General features: G+C 52.1%; 19 protein-coding genes and 1 pseudogene. 13 read left to right on the top strand and 7 right to left on the bottom strand.

Annotation, left to right across the window (positions count from 1 at the left end; translation table 11 throughout):
• Positions 1-31: 31 nt before the first annotated feature.
• The 8 genes and pseudogenes from KNP84_RS11270 (at position 32) to KNP84_RS11230 (ending at position 6,674) form a co-directional block, all read left to right on the top strand.
• The gene (locus KNP84_RS11270) at positions 32-1,294 is read left to right on the top strand and encodes an NCS2 family permease (protein ID WP_214802586.1); all 1,263 of its coding nucleotides are present in this window, start codon (positions 32-34) and stop codon (positions 1,292-1,294) included.
• A gap of 63 nt (positions 1,295-1,357) precedes the next feature.
• Positions 1,358-1,951 carry an Imm64 family immunity protein gene (locus tag KNP84_RS11265; protein WP_214799946.1) on the top strand — a complete coding sequence of 198 codons (594 nt, stop codon included), beginning with the start codon at positions 1,358-1,360 and terminating at the stop codon, positions 1,949-1,951.
• A gap of 109 nt (positions 1,952-2,060) precedes the next feature.
• Positions 2,061-2,549: a DinB family protein gene (locus KNP84_RS11260; RefSeq protein ID WP_214799945.1), complete on the top strand. Its 489-nt coding sequence runs from the start codon at positions 2,061-2,063 to the stop codon at positions 2,547-2,549.
• A 50-nt stretch (positions 2,550-2,599) separates the two neighbouring features.
• Positions 2,600-3,037, top strand: a pseudogene (locus KNP84_RS15260) (DUF3916 domain-containing protein).
• A 197-nt stretch (positions 3,038-3,234) separates the two neighbouring features.
• Positions 3,235-3,972, top strand: a complete 738-nt coding sequence (locus KNP84_RS11245) for a hypothetical protein (RefSeq protein WP_251131222.1) — start codon at positions 3,235-3,237, stop codon at positions 3,970-3,972.
• On the top strand, positions 3,969-4,892 hold the full coding sequence (locus KNP84_RS11240) for an AAA family ATPase (protein ID WP_214837925.1): 924 nt from the start codon (positions 3,969-3,971) through the stop codon (positions 4,890-4,892). The genes KNP84_RS11245 and KNP84_RS11240 overlap by 4 nt, the downstream gene beginning before the upstream one ends.
• A gap of 2 nt (positions 4,893-4,894) precedes the next feature.
• On the top strand, positions 4,895-5,956 hold the full coding sequence (locus KNP84_RS11235) for a DUF58 domain-containing protein (protein ID WP_251131221.1): 1,062 nt from the start codon (positions 4,895-4,897) through the stop codon (positions 5,954-5,956).
• 13 nt (positions 5,957-5,969) lie between these two features.
• A complete protein-coding gene (locus KNP84_RS11230) occupies positions 5,970-6,674 on the top strand; it encodes a hypothetical protein (RefSeq protein ID WP_215114821.1) in 705 nt (234 codons plus the stop codon).
• Positions 6,675-6,766: 92 nt separating this feature from the next.
• Here the strand turns inward: KNP84_RS11230 and KNP84_RS11225 are convergent, their stop codons facing one another.
• Entirely contained in the window at positions 6,767-7,477 is a 711-nt protein-coding gene (locus tag KNP84_RS11225) for a GntR family transcriptional regulator (protein WP_215114820.1), read from the bottom strand.
• Between the two features lie 162 nt (positions 7,478-7,639).
• Between KNP84_RS11225 and KNP84_RS11220 the strand changes: the two genes are divergently transcribed.
• Together KNP84_RS11220 and bglA are read left to right on the top strand one after the other, a co-directional pair.
• Positions 7,640-9,529, top strand: coding sequence for a beta-glucoside-specific PTS transporter subunit IIABC (locus tag KNP84_RS11220; protein WP_215114819.1), 1,890 nt, complete (start codon positions 7,640-7,642; stop codon positions 9,527-9,529).
• 12 nt (positions 9,530-9,541) lie between these two features.
• Complete coding sequence (bglA, locus tag KNP84_RS11215) at positions 9,542-10,996, top strand: 6-phospho-beta-glucosidase (RefSeq protein WP_214756609.1); 1,455 nt, start codon at positions 9,542-9,544, stop codon at positions 10,994-10,996.
• Between the two features lie 50 nt (positions 10,997-11,046).
• Here bglA and KNP84_RS11210 read toward each other — a convergent pair whose 3' ends face one another.
• Both KNP84_RS11210 and KNP84_RS11205 read right to left on the bottom strand, forming a co-directional pair.
• On the bottom strand, positions 11,047-11,913 hold the full coding sequence (locus KNP84_RS11210) for an AraC family transcriptional regulator (RefSeq protein WP_215114818.1): 867 nt from the start codon (positions 11,911-11,913) through the stop codon (positions 11,047-11,049).
• 89 nt (positions 11,914-12,002) lie between these two features.
• A complete protein-coding gene (locus KNP84_RS11205) occupies positions 12,003-12,218 on the bottom strand; it encodes a hypothetical protein (protein WP_215114817.1) in 216 nt (71 codons plus the stop codon).
• 111 nt (positions 12,219-12,329) lie between these two features.
• Here KNP84_RS11205 and KNP84_RS11200 point away from each other — a divergent pair, with 111 nt between their 5' ends.
• The gene (locus tag KNP84_RS11200; protein ID WP_215114816.1) at positions 12,330-12,593 is read left to right on the top strand and encodes an excalibur calcium-binding domain-containing protein; all 264 of its coding nucleotides are present in this window, start codon (positions 12,330-12,332) and stop codon (positions 12,591-12,593) included.
• Positions 12,594-12,626: 33 nt separating this feature from the next.
• Here the strand turns inward: KNP84_RS11200 and KNP84_RS11195 are convergent, their stop codons facing one another.
• On the bottom strand, positions 12,627-13,127 hold the full coding sequence (locus KNP84_RS11195; protein ID WP_215114815.1) for a hypothetical protein: 501 nt from the start codon (positions 13,125-13,127) through the stop codon (positions 12,627-12,629).
• A 35-nt stretch (positions 13,128-13,162) separates the two neighbouring features.
• Positions 13,163-14,023 (bottom strand): alpha/beta fold hydrolase, encoded by an 861-nt coding sequence (locus tag KNP84_RS11190; protein WP_215114814.1) that lies wholly within the window; start codon positions 14,021-14,023, stop codon positions 13,163-13,165.
• 194 nt (positions 14,024-14,217) lie between these two features.
• On the opposite strand from KNP84_RS11190, the gene KNP84_RS11185 reads away from it, so the two are divergent.
• On the top strand, positions 14,218-14,976 hold the full coding sequence (locus KNP84_RS11185; RefSeq protein ID WP_215114813.1) for a glucose 1-dehydrogenase: 759 nt from the start codon (positions 14,218-14,220) through the stop codon (positions 14,974-14,976).
• A gap of 33 nt (positions 14,977-15,009) precedes the next feature.
• Here KNP84_RS11185 and KNP84_RS11180 read toward each other — a convergent pair whose 3' ends face one another.
• Together KNP84_RS11180 and KNP84_RS11175 are read right to left on the bottom strand one after the other, a co-directional pair.
• Positions 15,010-15,807: an AraC family transcriptional regulator gene (locus tag KNP84_RS11180; protein ID WP_215114812.1), complete on the bottom strand. Its 798-nt coding sequence runs from the start codon at positions 15,805-15,807 to the stop codon at positions 15,010-15,012.
• Between the two features lie 140 nt (positions 15,808-15,947).
• On the bottom strand, positions 15,948-16,208 hold the full coding sequence (locus tag KNP84_RS11175) for a DUF1294 domain-containing protein (RefSeq protein WP_021067450.1): 261 nt from the start codon (positions 16,206-16,208) through the stop codon (positions 15,948-15,950).
• Between the two features lie 208 nt (positions 16,209-16,416).
• Here KNP84_RS11175 and KNP84_RS11170 point away from each other — a divergent pair, with 208 nt between their 5' ends.
• The gene (locus KNP84_RS11170; RefSeq protein ID WP_215114811.1) at positions 16,417-17,199 is read left to right on the top strand and encodes a LysM peptidoglycan-binding and 3D domain-containing protein; all 783 of its coding nucleotides are present in this window, start codon (positions 16,417-16,419) and stop codon (positions 17,197-17,199) included.
• Positions 17,200-17,212 lie beyond the last annotated feature (13 nt).

Genomic DNA, 17,212 nt, shown 5'->3' with positions numbered 1-17,212 from the left:
GGGTGAGGGTGCCAATAAAGGATTGATTCCTATGGCAAAACAAACAGAATGGAAAACAGAAACATACGGGGGCGTGCTGAACTTTCTGGCGACAGCATACATCCCGGCCGTTCACGCGGCAATCTTGACACAAGCCGGACTCCCGTTCGAGGGAGCGCTCGTCGGAGCAATTTTGACAAGCATCATCGGAACGTTCATCGCAGGACTGTTCAACTTGCCGCTGCTCCTGTTACCAGGGATGGGCATCAACGCGTTGTTCACGTACACGCTCGTCCTGCAGATGGGGCTGAGCTGGCAAGGCGCGCTCGCTGTCTCGTTCGTCTCAGGGGCGCTCGTCGTCCTGTTGACGGTGACGAAGGTGGCGAGGAAACTCGCGAACGCATTCCCACCGATTATTCATGACGGATTGACGGTCGGACTCGGCCTGTTCCTCATCTTGATCGGACTCGAGGCGGCGGGGATCGTCTCGGGCGGTGGTGGGGCACTGCTTCATATCGGAGACCTCGGGGAACGGCCGGTGCAGGTCGCGTTCCTGTCGCTCTTCGTCGCCATCCTTCTCTTCTTGAAGATGGGGCCGAGCAGTTTCCTATGGACGATCGCGTTCGGGGTCGGCTTGAGCGCCGTCATGGGAACGCTCGACTGGACCGGTGAGTTCGCGCTCATGCCGTTCTTCGAGTCGTTCGGCACCGTGTTCGGCAACGTCTCGTTCGCCGAGTCGGCGTCACCGATCTTCCTTGTCGCCGTCGGCGTATTGACGCTCGTCTTGCTGATCGAGAACATCAGCCTAATCCAGAATCAGACGCGCGCCATCAGCAAGGATGCGGACGCACCGAAAGGGCTCGTCGCCCAAGGGTTGTCGACGATGGCCGGTGCCATGTTCGGCTCGAGCCCGACCGTCTCGACGGTCGAGGTCGCGGCCGGCATCTCGGTCGGCGCACGGGGCGGCATCGCCTCGTTCGTGACGTCAGGCCTGTACGTCGTCTCGCTCTTGTTGCTGCCGCTGTTCGCGATCATTCCGGTGACGGCGATTGCGCCGGTGTTGGTCATCATCGGCATGATGATGTTCCAGAACGTGAAGCATCTCCCGCTCGACAATTGGGAGCATGCCTTCCCGGCGATTCTCGTCATCATCATGATTCCGTTCACGTATTCCATCGTCGATGGCATCGGGCTCGGATTCATCGCCTACACGATGATCGTCTTGTTCAAGAAGGGCTATCGGTCGCTCAGTCCGGTCGTCGGTGTCTTGACCGTATTGTTCTTAGTTTTCTTTTCTTTACCAGTCTGGCTATGAGATAGGGCGGTACCGTGTATACGGTGCCGCTTTTTTGGATGATGAAACAAAGGGGGTGTTTGAATGGATCAAGCAGGCGGATTCATTTCCATCGGGATAGCTTATCCGAGCCATTATCTGTTATCTGAACTTGCTAAAAATGTATGTGCGGAACTGTTAAGTAGCGGTGGCGAAATCATAAACGTGACATACAGTCAGAATGAGGCGGGCACTAGTTGGACGACAACGACAGATACCGATTTTGCTCAGATCGGGCATTACGGATCTATCCATTTACAAAGCAACTATTTTGGAGACGTGGACATGACGATGACCGCGTCCCTTCAAGAGCTGGACACCTATGTCGGGATTCTCATCGATATAAAGTGGAATGATGTCGTTTCACCCCCTGCATCGAGACCCGTGTTTACACAGAAAATCGAACGACTGCTCGTTGACGTGTATCGCCACATGCCAATCTCGTACGCGCTTGCCGGGCACGAACTTGAGCTCGATTGGGCACCTGATGCGTTTCCGACATCAGCGGACTGGTTGGATACGTTCCCTCTTTCTATGGTCCCGTCACCACAAAGCGTGGCGGTAACTTACGGTTCAATTTCAATCGACGGGATGACTCCTCAAACCAATAAGAAGAGGTCTATCCCTTTGGATGCATAAGTGAGGCTCAATCACCCCCACCAAGCATTCCTTGATTGACGAAGCTCAGAGCTAAGCGGCCGGAACATGATACAATTTTCTTAGCTTATAACCGAAGGAGGACACTTTCATGACGAACTCTTCAAACGTCATCGACGAGTTTGCATCCTATACAAAATGGCTTAACACGCTAACGGAATTGGATGAAACGACGTGGGAGAACTCGATTTCGACCAACAAATGGTCAATCAAAACGATCGTACTTCACATCGCCCATTGGGACAACCATCTGTTGAACGTCATCATCCCGGCCATCAAGAACGGGGAAGGGATGATCTTCCCTGAGTTCGACTCGTTTAACGCGCGAGCGACCCAAAAAGCAAAACGTCTCTCGGGAGAAAACGTGCTCCAATTAGCCAAAACAAGTCGGAGTTCGCTCGTAGAAGCGCTAACGTCACTTCGTCAAGAGACGCTGACTTCGCAGACGACGGCGAACGGAGCGACTCATTGTCCGCATCAAAGTGTCCCGTATACGCTTGCCTATATCGTCACCGAGTTCATCGAACATGACCGGCACCACCAGCAACAAGTCGACGCCATATTAGGAAGAACATCTTGAAAAGACGAGCGAAAGTACGCGGTGTCAGACGAAGACTGAAACGGTTGCGCATGTATGTCGACGAACAGACCCATTCGTTCCCGACGACGTTCCACGACGGGTATTGGCATAACAAAATCCCAATCGATCAACCGTTCTTACTATCGGTAGAGGAGAACAGCCGAATTCAGAAAGCAATCATCGAAGCGATGGTGGAGTGTTCTTCACGTCTCGTACGTCTCCGAGAAGAGGAGCGGTTCCGGGTCGTCGTCTTGATCGACCTACCTTCGCTTTAGCAGTCCGAACTTCTCGTGTTTGAAAGTGACGCAAGACTGAAAGCATTTATGGATCGGGACACTTCAGAGCAGGTGTGGACGCGGTTGCCTAACGATCATGTATTCCGACAAAGGCTCAACCTGTCGGCAGACATCGAGGTTCATCGGTTCCATGAGCTGATTCAAGATGAAGATTATATGCGTAGTGGGGAAGTCTGGTTGCTCGTTCAATGAACGGGCAATTTTTTTATTTAAAAACTGAATATTCTATCAATCCATATGCTATAATCTTTCCAAATCAATTTTCCATAAAAAGGATTAAATGGAATCGATGAATGAAGGGAGCCGTGAGATCGGATGCGGTCGAATCAACAGATTCACAGACGGATCGTTGCATGAGAAAGGCCAAAGCTCTTTTTATATTCACGGTTTTGATTTCGTTACTGGTTGTCGCACTCATTTCATTCTCAGGTCAAGTCGCATATACATACTTTAAAGGATTGGACATTTCCGGGAGCCCCATCACGAGCTGGGTCACGGACTGTCACGACAAGCGAAAGTTGTTTGGGATTATCGAAGTGGTTGACACCAATCGTTGGTGCGGAGGTGGTGCTGACGAAGATTCTGCGTCCAAGTCTTCTGGAAGTGGAAGCATTGTTGGACCATCGGATGAGGAAGGCGGTTCACCGAGAGGAAATCGGGAGGACCTGTCTCCGTCATATGGGAAACCATCCAATGACGAAGCCGATCGCCTTTCCTTGTTCCCGTACATCCTCAGCGCACTCCTTCTGTTGATTGGCGCATGGATGTGGCGCAGGCATCGCTTGATGAAAAAAGTGAGGGAAGCCGTTCCGACAGACGAGAGGATTTACCCAAAGCAAAATCCAGACGGAACGTTCGAAGAACAAAAACGCCCCGTCCATCCGCTGCCGGATTCTCCGTTACGGCAACATCTGATTCAATTCGAACAAGCGCTGCCACCACAACAACGACGACGACCGTTCGAGACGTTATCCGCCTGGGCGAGACGCATCCAACTCGATGCCTCACTACTGAGCTATTTAGAGACCCGTTATGACAAAGTCGAGATCACACCACAACGTGAAGAAGTGTTTAAACAACAGCTTGATGCCTACCTACTTCGCTTTAAAAAGGAGTCTACCTCATGACCATCAAACGCGTATTGGAACAATTGGACCGAATCTATCTCGGAAAACCTGAAATCACGCGCCTCTGTTGCACTGCGCTACTCGCAAACGGACATATTTTGTTAGAAGACGTACCGGGTACCGGGAAGACACTGCTCGCCAAGAGCATCGCGAAGAGCTTCGAGGCCGAGTTCACACGAATCCAGTTCACGGCCGATTTACTACCGTCAGACATCATCGGATCAGATTTCTTTAATGTGCAAACGCAGACGTTCGAAAATCGGACGGGTCCAATCTTCACGAATATCCTCTTGATTGACGAAGTGAACCGGGCCGTGCCACGAACGCAATCCGCCTTGCTTGAGGCGATGGAGGAGCGGCAAGTCTCGATTGGCGGAGTCACGTATCAACTGCCGCAACCGTTCTTCGTCATCGCGACACAAAATCCGATCGAATCGGCAGGGACGTTCGCCTTGCCGGACGCACAACTCGATCGCTTCTTGATGTCCCTTCAAGTCGGCTACCCTGAAGCGGGGGAGGAGCTGCAGTTGATTCTACAGACGATTTCAAAAACGCGGCATGTCGTTCATGCTCTCATGTCGTCCGAGACATTTTTAGCAGCACAGCGAGAAGTTGAAGATGTCCGCATCCACGAGGACGTCGTGACCTACCTGCTCGCGCTCATCCAAGAGACGCGAAACCATCCGCTCGTTGAAGTCGGCGCCAGTCCTCGGGCGACGCTCGCCCTCGTCAAGGCGTCTCAAGCCTACGCCTATATCCAGGAACGAGAATTCGTGACGCCGGAAGATGTTCAAGCCGTCGCGACGCATGTGTTAGCGCACCGATTGACACTCACGCTCGAAGGGGACGTGAAATCGACGAAACGGGAAGTCCTCACTGACATCTTGGAGCGAGTCGACGTCCCAGTCGAGAAGGTGTGAAGATGCGTCAGGTCGAAGTAAGTACACCATCCCTCTTAGATGAAAAGCTTTGGCCGGCCTACACGAGTATCCTCGTCCTATTCGTTTGGTTTCCGTACGTCTGGCCGTTCGCTTATCTGTCTGGCGCGATTTTAGGGTTGATGCTCGTAAGAAAGTGGTTGACGAAGAAAATCGTCGAGGTGACACGTCTATCGTTCCACCAAAAAGAACAGTTGTTGTTCATGAATGATTGCGTCTCGTTGAAAATGGAGGTGACAGGAGTCGAGCGTCTCAAAGAACTCGGAATCCCGACATCGGTCCGCCTGGTCACGGGACACGGCTTGACGTTTGACGAAGATCAGCGCGTACATGTCATTCAACTTCGTGATGAATCGACCTATTTGTTTCCAATCCACGCGAAACGGCGCGGGCCCGTCCAAATCGATGAATGTACACTTCAGTTCAGACTCCCATTTGGACTTGGCACCATCTTCGTCACAGATCATACGCTTCCGTCCTGGATCATCCTCCCATCCGTCTCGAGACAGAACAGGTTCGACTCACGCATGTTGCGGATGGGGCATCGACTCGTCAAGCATTCACCGCTAAACGACCCGTTGATGATTCAAAGCACAAAACGGTATGAGCAAGAGCCGGTCAAACAAATCGACTGGGTCGCAACAGCTAAGACAGGGAAGATGCAGGCGAAAGTGTATCAACGCCAAAACCTCGATACTTTTACACTCATGCTCGACTTGAGCGGGCCGCTCGGAAACGGTCTTCACGCGCGCTATGAGGAATTGATTCAACAAGCCGCTTATTTGGTATCCTATTTAGTGAAGGAAGATTGTAAAGTCGAACTGTTCATCAATCGGCTCAATGCCGATAATCAGATTGATCACCTGCGAATGAGTGACGGCCGTAAGCAACTGCGCCGCGCCCTCGTGCGTTTGGCGTGGATTCACGAATCCAATCGATTCGTCGCCTCGAAACGATTTGACCAAATCATCGACCGACAAAAACATCCCCATGCGGAACTGATTCGGATTGACGCGTCACTTCTCAAACAGATGTCTGTCGGTTGAAAGGAGAAACAACATGTTCCGCCACCTCACAACATTTGCTTTAGCCTTGACCCTCGCGCTCGCTGCCACGTCCGCAGCTGCGGCGCCGACTGAACGATCCGCGGAGCGTTTTGCTGAAAAACATTTCGAGTCGATCGTCCTCGACCATATCGAAGGTGACGACCCGAGTAACTATCACTTGACGGAAAGTCGCGCCATCTCGTTCGGTTCGCTCCATGAAGTGATGATTGCCGCGCAATCCTGTTATTCGTCGGACGAAATGTGTACGTTCGTCTCGAGCAAGGAGTACGTATCAGCCGTCCTACAAGATGGGGAGCCGAGAAATGTTATCGGGACGTACGAGCAAGAACCGGGCCTCTTCGCCTTCTCCACGTTCGGGTATGGTGACGAGTTGGCCATTGCCTTAGCTGATGTGTCCGGTACATTGGTCCATTCCGCGCGAGAGAATGCCTGGTTTGACTATGATGGAAAGACGTTGGCCGCCTTGACGACCGATGCGAAACGGTTCATCGAAGGAGACACGATCACGCTCGAGATGTATCAGAAACGCTTGGTCGAGACACAATCCAACACCGAAGCGCAACCAGGGGATGCGCTTACTGGTGGTTCAGGTGACGTTCAGACGACAGAGCCAACATCATATCGGATGCTAGGACTCGCGTTGTTGGCGGTGCTCCCGCTCGGTTATCTTTTTTACCGAAGGCGATGGAGAAAGTGAAATGTAAACGTCAGTGATTGATTTAAAGCGAAAACCGCTCGTCTGAGCCATACAAAAACACCGCTCCACGCAAATCGCGTAGAGCGGTGTTTTCACATGTACGGTCCGTTCGCCTGGACGACGAACTGTGAGTGTTCGTAATGATACGTGATGCGTGAATAATCGAACGGCTTCCCGTTCGAAAGATGGAAAATCGTCTCGATGCGGAGCGTCGGGTCCTCCGTCTGTAAACCTAGATAGCCGGATTCCGTCTCAGTCAATCGCCCGACCTGCATGTACATGTCCGAAAAGCCAATGGTGACGCCGAGTGCGCCTTGTACGTAATCGAAGATCGAGTCGGCGACGATTTCTCGGTTCAAATACGGAACGATCGCCTTCACATAGTACGACTCCTCGTAACAGAACACCTCGCCGTCGACGAAGCGGACCCGCTTGACGCGATAGACGTCATCTGTCACGTCGATGCCAAGGTTCTGTGCGACCATCGCGTCCGGTTTCGTGACCGAGACGTCGAGAACGTCCGACGTCAACACCCGGTCACCGAGGTTACTCTTGAACCCTTGTGTCGAGAACAAGCTCATATAGCCCGGACGGTTGTGGCGCCGGACGAAGATGCCGCTCCCCCGTAATTGAAAGATGACGCCTTTTCGCTCAAGCAATTCGAGTGCTTTCGTGATCGTACTCTTGCTGACGGCATATTGGCTCATCAACTGCTCAAGGACGGGTAGTTTATCTCCTTGCTTCAAATCATGTTGATTGATGTACTGTTCAATCTCTGCTGCCACTTGTTGATATTTAAGCACGCTCATCCCTCATCTACTTGAAAATGTTGCCTTCATTATACCACACACATGTCTACGAAACGTTCACAAACTATTTATTGTATCGCTATTGATTAATTGTACCGGTACAATTATAGTAAGAGTGTACAAAATGTAAGCGTTACATCAAAGGAGGGTGTTCAGTTGAGTAAAGTTCGGGATTATTCAAAGCTGGCTCGGGATATTTTAGAGGCCGTCGGAGGGGAAGACAACGTCATCAATGCGGCCCGCTGTGCGACGCGACTCCGTCTCGTCTTGAAGCGGTCGAATCCGCAAGCGAAAGAACAAGTCATGGCGATGCCAGGTGTCATCACGGTCGTCGAGACGGGTGGCCAGTTCCAGGTCGTCATCGGGCAGCATGTCGGGGAAGTGTTCGATGAGTTCACGAAACTGGTGCAAATCGAAGGGACTGAGGTCGAAGACGGAAACAAGGGGACCGTCCTGAACCGCATCATCGCTACGATGTCCGCCGTATTCGCACCGTTCATCTATATCTTGGCCGCAGCCGGGATTTTGCAAGGGGTACTCATCATCACGACATTGTTGTTCGACGGTTTCGCCGAGACGGGGACGTACGAAGTGTTCAGCTTCATCTCATGGGCACCGTTCACGTTCTTACCGATTTTCATCGCCATCACGGCATCGAAACACTTTAAGACGAACACGTTCATCTCTGTCGCAGCCAGTGCGGCGTTGGTCAGTCCGACATGGGCCGAGATGGCGGCTCGCATCACGTCAGGGGAGACGATCAGTTTCCTTGGTCTCGCCTTGTCAGGTACGACGTATACGTCATCGGTATTACCACCGCTCTTCCTCGTCTGGATCTTATCCTACGTCGAGCGGTTCTTGAACCGACACATGAACGAGGTCATTCGTCCTTTGTTCGTACCGTTCTTCAGTTTGGTGCTCATGGTGCCGCTCACGATTCTCGTCATCGGACCAATCACGACGATGGGTGCGGTCGGGATTGCCAACGGCTACAACTTCTTAGCGGAGAACGCCCCGATGCTCGCTGGCGCAATTATCGGTGGTCTCTGGCAAGTCATCGTCATCTTCGGGGTCCATTGGGGCGTGACGCCGATGGTGCTCGCAAACTTCGACTTGTATGGCCGTGACTCATTCCAGGCATATCAGACGATTGCCGTCATCGCCCAAGTCGGCGCCGTTCTCGGTGTCATCTTGAAAGCGAAGAGCCAAGAAATCAAAAAAGTGGGTGTCTCGGCTGGGATTACTGGACTATTCGGAATCACGGAGCCTGCCATCTACGGGGTGACACTCCGCTTCAAGAAACCGTTCATCTTTGGATGTATCTCGGGGGCCGTCGGAGCCATCGTGGCCAGTTTCTTCAACCCGTATTATTTCGCTTACGCCGGTCTCCCGGGTCCGCTCACCCTTGTGAACGGAATCAGTGAAGACGTGCCGACCTCGATTTGGGGACTGTTGATCGGGACAGCGATCGCCATTATCCTTCCGGTCGTCTTGATTCAAATCTTCGGTTTCGGAGAAGACACGGCCAAACAAGTGACAGAAGTGACGGAAACACCTGCGACGGCAGAAGCGAGTGCGACGCTCGTCCAGGAAGAGACGATTGCTTCACCGCTCTCAGGAAAAGTCATCGCCTTGAGCGATGTTCCGGACGATGTATTCGCCTCCGGGGCGATGGGGAAAGGTTATGCCGTCGATCCAGACGGGAATAAGGTCATTGCACCGTTTGACGGGACGGTCGTCATGGTCGCACCGACGAAACATGCGATCGGTCTCCGTTCGAACACGGGAATCGAGTTGTTGATCCACGTCGGTCTCGATACGGTGACGCTCGATGGGAAACCGTTCACCGTACACGTCAAAGACGGGGATAGCTTTAAAGCGGGCGATGTGTTGACGACGTTCGACCGTGACATGATCGCTGCACATAATATTTCAAGTATCACGCCTGTCATCGTGACGAACAGCGCGACATACGCTGACGTACTCGTCCAAGCAAGTAATCAGACAGACACGATGACACCAATGCTCACGATTGTTAATCAATAAGGAGGAACTACGATGAAGACATTACCAAAAGACTTTCTATGGGGCGGCGCCCTCGCCGCGCATCAATTTGAAGGCGGCTGGGACGCCGACGGCAAAGGGCCGAGCGTCGTCGACGTGTTGACGGCCGGCGCTCACGGCGTCGCGCGTCGCATCACGGACAAGGTCGAGCCGGACGAATTTTATCCGAACCATGAGGCGATCGACTTCTATCACCGTTATAAAGAGGACGTCGCGCTCTTTGCCGAGATGGGCTTGAAGTGTCTCCGCACGTCGATCGGTTGGAGCCGGATCTTCCCGAACGGGGACGATGCGGAACCGAACGAGGCAGGACTCCAATTTTATGACGACTTGTTCGACGAGCTGTTAAAGCACGACATCGAGCCGATCATCACACTATCTCACTTCGAGATGCCGCTTCATCTCGCACGTGAGTACGGCGGGTTCCGCAACCGTGCCGTCGTCGACCATTTCGTCCGCTTCGCCGAGGTGTGTTTCGACCGCTATAAAGACAAGGTCAAATATTGGATGACGTTCAACGAGATCAACAACAAGATGGACGTCAACAACCCGCTCTTCTTATGGACGAACTCAGGCGTCATCGTCGAAGACGGGGAGAACGCCCGTGAAGTGATGTATCAGACGGGGCACCATGAGTTGATCGCGAGCGCCCTCGCTGTTTCGAAAGGGAAAGCCATCAACCCAGACTTCGAGATTGGGGCGATGGTATCACACGTTCCGATTTATCCGTTCTCGTCAAACCCGGACGATGTCATGCTCGCCGAAGAAATGATGCGTCAACGTTACTTCTTCCCGGACGTGCAAGTGCGCGGAGTCTATCCGAGCTACGCCTTGAACGAATTTGAACGTGAAGGCTATTCAATCCCGTTCCTCGATGGGGACGAAGAGATTTTGAAGAATGGGACCGTCGATTACCTCGGTTTCAGTTACTATATGTCGACGACCGTGAAGAGTGACGTCGTCGCCGATAATAGCGGCGACATCGTCAACGGTGGTCTGCCGAACGGCGTCGAGAACCCGTACATCAAGTCGAGCGACTGGGGCTGGTCGATCGACCCGGTCGGTCTCCGCTACGTGCTCAATCGGTTGTATGACCGCTATCAAATCCCGCTCTTCATCGTTGAGAATGGATTCGGTGCTGTCGATGAGATCGTCGACGGGAAGATCCATGATGCGGCCCGCATCGACTACTTGAAGGCGCATATCGAGCAGCTGAAACAAGCGGTCGTCTATGATGGCGTCGACTTGATCGGGTACACGCCATGGGGCATCATCGACATCGTCTCGTTCACGACGGGCGAGATGAAGAAACGGTACGGTATGATTTATGTCGACCGTGACAATGAAGGCAACGGCTCGATGGAGCGGATGAAGAAAGACTCGTTCGATTGGTATAAGCATGTGATCGAGACGAACGGGGAAGCGCTCGCGTACGAGCCTTCGAAGTAAACGAAAATACCTCTTGAAGACAATTGTCTTCAAGAGGTATTTTTCTGTGCTTACGTCGTTTTCGGTTTGACCGCCACCCACACTTCGCTATAGACGTTGTCCGATGGGCCATCATGCTTCGTGAACGAGATACTCGGTAAGTCTGCCAGTTCGTAGCTCGACGTCGGCAGCCATTCGGCATACGTCTTGGCCATCGTCTCCTGGAGCGTCTCCGGGAACGGGCCGGCATTCGGGAAGACGGCCCACAGGTTCGACTCGATCGTAATCTGTTCAAGATCCTCGTACGGATTATCTTGCGTCGTCGCGAAGCCAATCATGTGCGTGAGTGAACCCGTTTCGTCCAAATAGCCTTCATCGAAGTCGTACGACACGTTGAGCACTTGATTTGGATAAAGGTCCGCCAATTGATGCATCTCGCTTCGCTGTTGCGCCGTGATTGACTGCGCCAACTCGACGATGTCATGATTCACGCCTTCGAACTGGATCGTGACGCGTTTGGACACGCCGACGACGTTGAATGAAGGTTTTTGTTCGAGTTTGAATTCCATCGAGATTCCTCCTTTGATGTCGATGAAGAATGTGAATTTCGGGAATGATTTTTGAATCTTGTTCTTGATCACTTCAGACGGTAAAAAGCCACACCAGTCTCGAAACGCTCGCGAGAACCCGTCGACGGATTGGTATCCATACGTATACGCCACGTCCGTGACCGATTTCCCATGAATCAAGTCCTTGTTCGCTTCTGACAGCCGACGATTTCGGATATATTCATTGAGCGTCATCCCGGCCATGTAGGAAAACATGCGTCGAAAATGATAGTCGGATACCCCGACGATGCGTGTGATATCCTCACTCGTGATGTCTTCTGTTAAATGTTGATCGATGTGGTCCATCAATCGGTTCAGTGATTCAAGCATCAGCATTCCCTCCTATCTGCATTCATCATACTTCGAACATCGTAGGGGCACTCGATGATTTCGATACGGATATCATCGGATAGAAGACGTCACTGGTTGTAGCCGATGAACATCGTGAACATGAAAAGGATGACCGATGACGTCATGAGTAGAAACGCAAGCGAGCTCGCGAACACGAGAAATGCTTTGGAGAAGTGACGTCGTCGTTTCCAAATCCCGATGACGAACATCACGTTCAAAATGAGAAATAGTGCGAGCAGCAGTAACGGGAGGGCCCGGTCCTGCATTAGAATAAGTAAGTCCATAGATGGTTACCTTCCTTTAACTTTTTTTAAAATCAGGGTATTTATCATAACTGCCCTTATAATAAACAAGAATTAATACGCATATCGTTTGTTACCAAGGAGGAAACAACTATGAAGAAGCTAATTCGTGCGACCATCGCCGGCATCGCGTTGTTCACGCTGAGCATCGCGCCGTCAGAAACCGCGGACGCCGCACCGAAAAAATTTAAGAACTGCACCGAACTGAATAAGACGTACAAGGGCGGTGTCGCCAAAACGAAGACGACGAAAAACAAAGGTGGGAAGACGAAGTACAAGCCCTACGCCAACAGTTCGTTATACGAAGCGAACAAATCAAAAGACCGTGATAAGGACGGCATCGCTTGTGAACGCTAAGAGATGAGAGGACAGCCGTCCTCCGTCTCTTTTTTAGTTGTTGAAGCGGTAAGATACGTCTCCCGCAGCATCGTAACCGGTGATCGACTCAATCGACTCGATTTGGTCGACGAGCACGAACCAGACATCATTCCCGGCCTTCGTCTTCAACAGTTCCGGTTCGAACCGTTCCCCGTTCAACTCGACGACGACTCTTGTCGTCTCGCCGTGGTTCATCCCGTAAAGGATATCGTACGGGGAACATGCTGACGGATCTCCGCACGATTGGCCGAAAGTCGACCACGTGAGACCTGCCTCGGACAGCGATTCAGATGTAACCGACTGAACCTGATTGTCGACAGTAAGTTCAAGACCTATGCCTTGCGCAACCGGCTCGTCACTCCATTCCTCGACGGTGTAACTGTTCGTGAAAAAGCGAAGACTCATATTACGGTCATCAACAGGGTAGGTGAGAATCGGTTCCGCTCCTTCGGGCAACTGTGGCTGTTTGGTCGACTCGACTCCCCATGCCACTCCGGCTGATAACAACAACATGAACACAATAATAAGGACAATTTTTTGCTGATGCTTCATGACAGACCGCTCACTTTCTCGACTTGTAAAAATTGTCGTACCTGTTCAATCGGGAACGCCGGGTTCCAATGGACGAAGTGGCCGCCTGTCATTCGTATGTAAGTGATTGGCAGCTCATGCCGTTGCAGGTCCATCATGGCTGACTTCGTCAATCGGGCTTCTTTGTCGTCCAGTCCGACAAAATCGCCGTAAATAAGCAACGTCGGGACTTGAAGTGAACGCATGAGCTGCGGCACGTCAAGGTGATAGAAGGTGAACAACAGATTCAATCCGCCTTGCCCGAGCCTGGCCGGGGCGTCCAATGCACGTCGAATCTCGTCTCGTTCAGTGAGACGTGTCTGTGCGCAGAATGCCTTAACCTGTTCCTCTGGCATCGGAGCTGACACGTTGTCTGAAATGATTTTCGTCTCGATTTTCCGGACGAGTCGAGGTCCGAACAGACGATAAAGTCCGCTCAGGAGCGGGACGACCAGGCCGAACACGCCATACTCTCTCAGCGGAACGCGTGGGAACGCCTTATGGCCTTGGTCGAGCAAGACGAGCCGCTCCACTTGCTTGGGATAATGCATGGCGAAAGCGAGACCGACCGTACCTCCTAGCGAATGCGCCATCACGTGTACAGGTCCGAGTCGATGTGTGACGACATAGTCGTTGACCCAATCCGCCAATTGTTCGGACGACACGATCTGCTCGATTCCTTCACTTCTCCCGAACCCTGGCAAATCTAACAAATGAACCTCGAAGTCGTCGCGTAGCGCCTCGGCGAGCGAACGGCCTTCTTCACCGGTGAATCCTCCAGCCGGTAAAAATATAACGGGACACCCGTTTCCCATGACTTCTGCATAATAATGACGCAATCGAATCCCACCTTTCAACTCCCAATATCTGTATCTTTTCATTGTACGTGACTGACAACTTTAACAGAAGCAGATTCTTCCAAACAGAGATACGTTTTCCTCCAAATCCGGGTAAAGACTAATGACACGTGAGTAAATTGCACTTGTCGTTTTCTCTGTCGTTCTTGAGTTGTCTCAACAAGGAGGAATGCGGTGTGAAATTATCAGGTAGAACGGCAATTGTCACCGGGGCCGGGTCAGGGATGGGGCGGGCCATCGCCAAACTGTTTGCCGAGGAAGGGGCACGCGTCGTCGCCGTCGACATGAACGGGGATACGGTCGAAGCAGTCGCGTCAGAGATTAAAGCGAGCGGTGGGGAAGCCGTCGGCGTCGCCGGGAACGTCACAAAGCAGGAAGATATCGACAAGATGGTCGAGACGGCGAAGAGCACGTTCGGTTCGCTCGACATCTTGGTCAACAATGCCGGCATCATGGACAACTTTTTGACCGTCGGCGAAGTGACCGACGAGGTGTGGGACCGCGTCATCGCCGTCAATTTGACCGGACCGATGAAACTGGCCCGGGCCGCGATCAACATCATGGACAAGCAAGAAACGGGCGGCGTCATCATCAATAACGCCTCGGTCGGTGGCCTGTTCGGGACACGGGGCGGCGCCTCGTACGTCGCCTCGAAGCACACACTTATCGGCCTGACGAAAAACATTGCCGCCACGTACGGTACGTTCAACAAGATTCGGGCCAACGCCATCGCACCGGGCGGGGTCAATACGAATATCGGCGCCACCATCACCGCGCCGAGCGAGCTCGGGATGCGGGCCATCCAAGGGGCAGGGGAGGCACCGATGGGTGAACCGGAGCAGATCGCCAAGGTCGCGTTGTTCCTCGCCTCCGACGATTCGAGTTTCGTCAATGGCGACGTCTTGAAAGCAGACGGCGGTTGGACCGCCCGTTAACGAGAAAAGCCGACACGCGCGTGTCGGCTTTTGTTATGTCTTCTGTTTACGGAACGCGAGCGGGGTGCGATTATGTACTTTTTTGAACGTCTGCACGAAGTGGCTCACGCTCGTGTAGCCAAGACGGTTCGCCACTTCAGCGACCGGAATGTCGGTCGCACACAACAGACGTGCGGCCCGTTGCATGCGGACGTCTTGGACATAGGCGAGCGGTGAGGTGTCTCCCCACTTCGAAAAGTAACGGCAACATTCGGCCCGGCTCAATCCACCGGCAGCAGCGATGTCTTCAAGCGACAGCTTCATCGTGTCATGGTCGTGTATGTAGGCAATCATGAGTTGCATGCGCTCCTGTCCATGCCGCCTCGTCACGGGCGGCCGTTGAATCCAATAGCGCCAGACGACGACAAGCTGCAGTGTCGCATCGAGCAACGCGAAAGCCGAGTCTTTCTTTAAACTCCTGATTACTTTACGAAGCGTCTCGAGGATGGCCTTGTCACCCGGTTCAGCCGGATGCAGCATGTGATGGCCAATCTTCTCGATGAACGGTGTGACGTATTGCTCCGCGAGCGGCGCTGTCATCAAGTCGAACGGGTCGACATGAAGCATCGTCATGTGAAACGAGTCTCCTGTCCTCTCGACTTTTGTGACCTGTCCGCGGTCGAGCATCAATGCCATCCCGGTCCGAAGCCTTGACCGGGTACCGTTGATCCGGACCTCGACTTGACCTTGGGTGACCAACCAGATTTGAAACTGCTCATTGGTCGCGAACCCGATCTCCATCGTCCATTCGGTCCACGACTGGACATCAATCATGTCTGCTTCGACTTTCATCCCTTCACCTCAACAATCAAACATTTATTTCGGTTCCACACCGGGTGGAGACTTCGTTTTCTCGTTATCAAGCGTCAATCCAGACATTTCGACGACATCTCCGTTGGACAGTGCGAACAAGTTCCTTCTATATAATGGCATCAGAAGATGAACCAGCCCGTGATACCGGCGTGCACCAAGATGGCAATCGGGACACCGATCCGAAACATCGGCTTCAACGTCTTATGACGGAAGAGGCGCATCGCGAGATAGGCGCCGAATGCCCCACCGATCCAGACAAGAATGAGCAGCGTTCGTTCTGAAATTCGCCATTCCCCTGATTTCGCACGGCGTTTATCGAGGAAAAATGACATAAACGCTAGTAAATTAGTCACAATGTAATATAGCAGTAATAGTTCCAAAGACTAAAACCTCCTTTCTCTTCTCCTTAGTATAGACGAAAATGGCTCAACAAAGCCATTTGTATCTAGATTGTAAAAATTCAGATTCCTCTCATCCCTTTGAAAGCTTCTGTAACTGAACTGATATCACTCTCATATCAGGCTGTAACGGCAGTGAAATATACAGGTGTTACAGTAAGGGGGCGTTAGAAAAGGGAGGAATATTCTTATGAAAAAACCACTATTGACACTAACGGCACTCGCTGGCCTTAGTTTAGGAGTCGCTGCTCCAGCTTCGGCAGCATCAACACACACAGTTCAGTCTGGGGATACACTTTACCGTATCGCCGTGAACAACAACGTATCTGTAAATGATATCAAACAAGCGAACGGCTTAAACTCTAATATGATTTATCCAAACCAAGTATTGAAGCTTGCGAAGTCAGAAGCTAAAGCTTCAAGCGCTTCAAAAACGTATACAGTTAAAGCAGGCGACACGTTGTATCGCATCGCTACAAACAACGGCGTATCTGTCAACCAATTGATGACATGGAACGGTCTTAAATCAGATCTTATTTTCCCTGGTCAACAATTCTCTGTAAAAGGTGCCAACGCAGCATCGGTTGCAAACAGTGCACCAGCCGCTAAACCAAAAGCATCAACATCTGCACCAGTGACGAAACAGTCTACGTCTACAACGCAAACCCAAGCTCCGGCTTCAGGTAAGACGATGACTGTGGAAGCAACGGCTTACACGCCATACTGTGCAGGATGCTCAGGAATCACGGCAACAGGAATCGACGTCCGCTCGAACCCGAACCAAAAAGTCATCGCGGTTGACCCTTCAGTCATCCCACTCGGCTCTAAAGTATGGGTTGAAGGCTACGGCGAAGCAATCGCTGGAGATACTGGTGGCGCCATCAAAGGTAACAAAATCGATATCTTGATGCCGACACAAGAGCAAGCGCTCAACTTCGGTCGTAAATCAGTCCAAATCACAATCTTAAACTAATCGGTTTACCCCA

The organism is Exiguobacterium sp. s70 (assembly GCF_018618315.1).
GTDB lineage: Bacteria > Bacillota > Bacilli > Exiguobacteriales > Exiguobacteriaceae > Exiguobacterium > Exiguobacterium chiriqhucha.
The sequence above is the reverse complement of the archived record's forward strand: the minus strand, read 5'-3'. Positions and strand labels throughout refer to the sequence as shown.

What these genes read in the sequence shown, in the direction of transcription:
- KNP84_RS11270 (WP_214802586.1), top strand. Translation starts at nt 32, where the DNA reads ATGGCAAAACAAACAGAATGGAAAACAGAAACATACGGGGGCGTGCTG.
- KNP84_RS11265 (WP_214799946.1), top strand. Translation starts at nt 1,358, where the DNA reads ATGGATCAAGCAGGCGGATTCATTTCCATCGGGATAGCTTATCCGAGC.
- KNP84_RS11260 (WP_214799945.1), top strand. Translation starts at nt 2,061, where the DNA reads ATGACGAACTCTTCAAACGTCATCGACGAGTTTGCATCCTATACAAAA.
- KNP84_RS11240 (WP_214837925.1), top strand. Translation starts at nt 3,969, where the DNA reads ATGACCATCAAACGCGTATTGGAACAATTGGACCGAATCTATCTCGGA.
- KNP84_RS11235 (WP_251131221.1), top strand. Translation starts at nt 4,895, where the DNA reads ATGCGTCAGGTCGAAGTAAGTACACCATCCCTCTTAGATGAAAAGCTT.
- KNP84_RS11230 (WP_215114821.1), top strand. Translation starts at nt 5,970, where the DNA reads ATGTTCCGCCACCTCACAACATTTGCTTTAGCCTTGACCCTCGCGCTC.
- bglA (WP_214756609.1), top strand. Translation starts at nt 9,542, where the DNA reads ATGAAGACATTACCAAAAGACTTTCTATGGGGCGGCGCCCTCGCCGCG.
- KNP84_RS11210 (WP_215114818.1), bottom strand. Translation starts at nt 11,913, where the DNA reads ATGCTTGAATCACTGAACCGATTGATGGACCACATCGATCAACATTTA.
- KNP84_RS11205 (WP_215114817.1), bottom strand. Translation starts at nt 12,218, where the DNA reads ATGGACTTACTTATTCTAATGCAGGACCGGGCCCTCCCGTTACTGCTG.
- KNP84_RS11200 (WP_215114816.1), top strand. Translation starts at nt 12,330, where the DNA reads ATGAAGAAGCTAATTCGTGCGACCATCGCCGGCATCGCGTTGTTCACG.
- KNP84_RS11195 (WP_215114815.1), bottom strand. Translation starts at nt 13,127, where the DNA reads ATGTTGTTGTTATCAGCCGGAGTGGCATGGGGAGTCGAGTCGACCAAA.
- KNP84_RS11180 (WP_215114812.1), bottom strand. Translation starts at nt 15,807, where the DNA reads ATGAAAGTCGAAGCAGACATGATTGATGTCCAGTCGTGGACCGAATGG.
- KNP84_RS11170 (WP_215114811.1), top strand. Translation starts at nt 16,417, where the DNA reads ATGAAAAAACCACTATTGACACTAACGGCACTCGCTGGCCTTAGTTTA.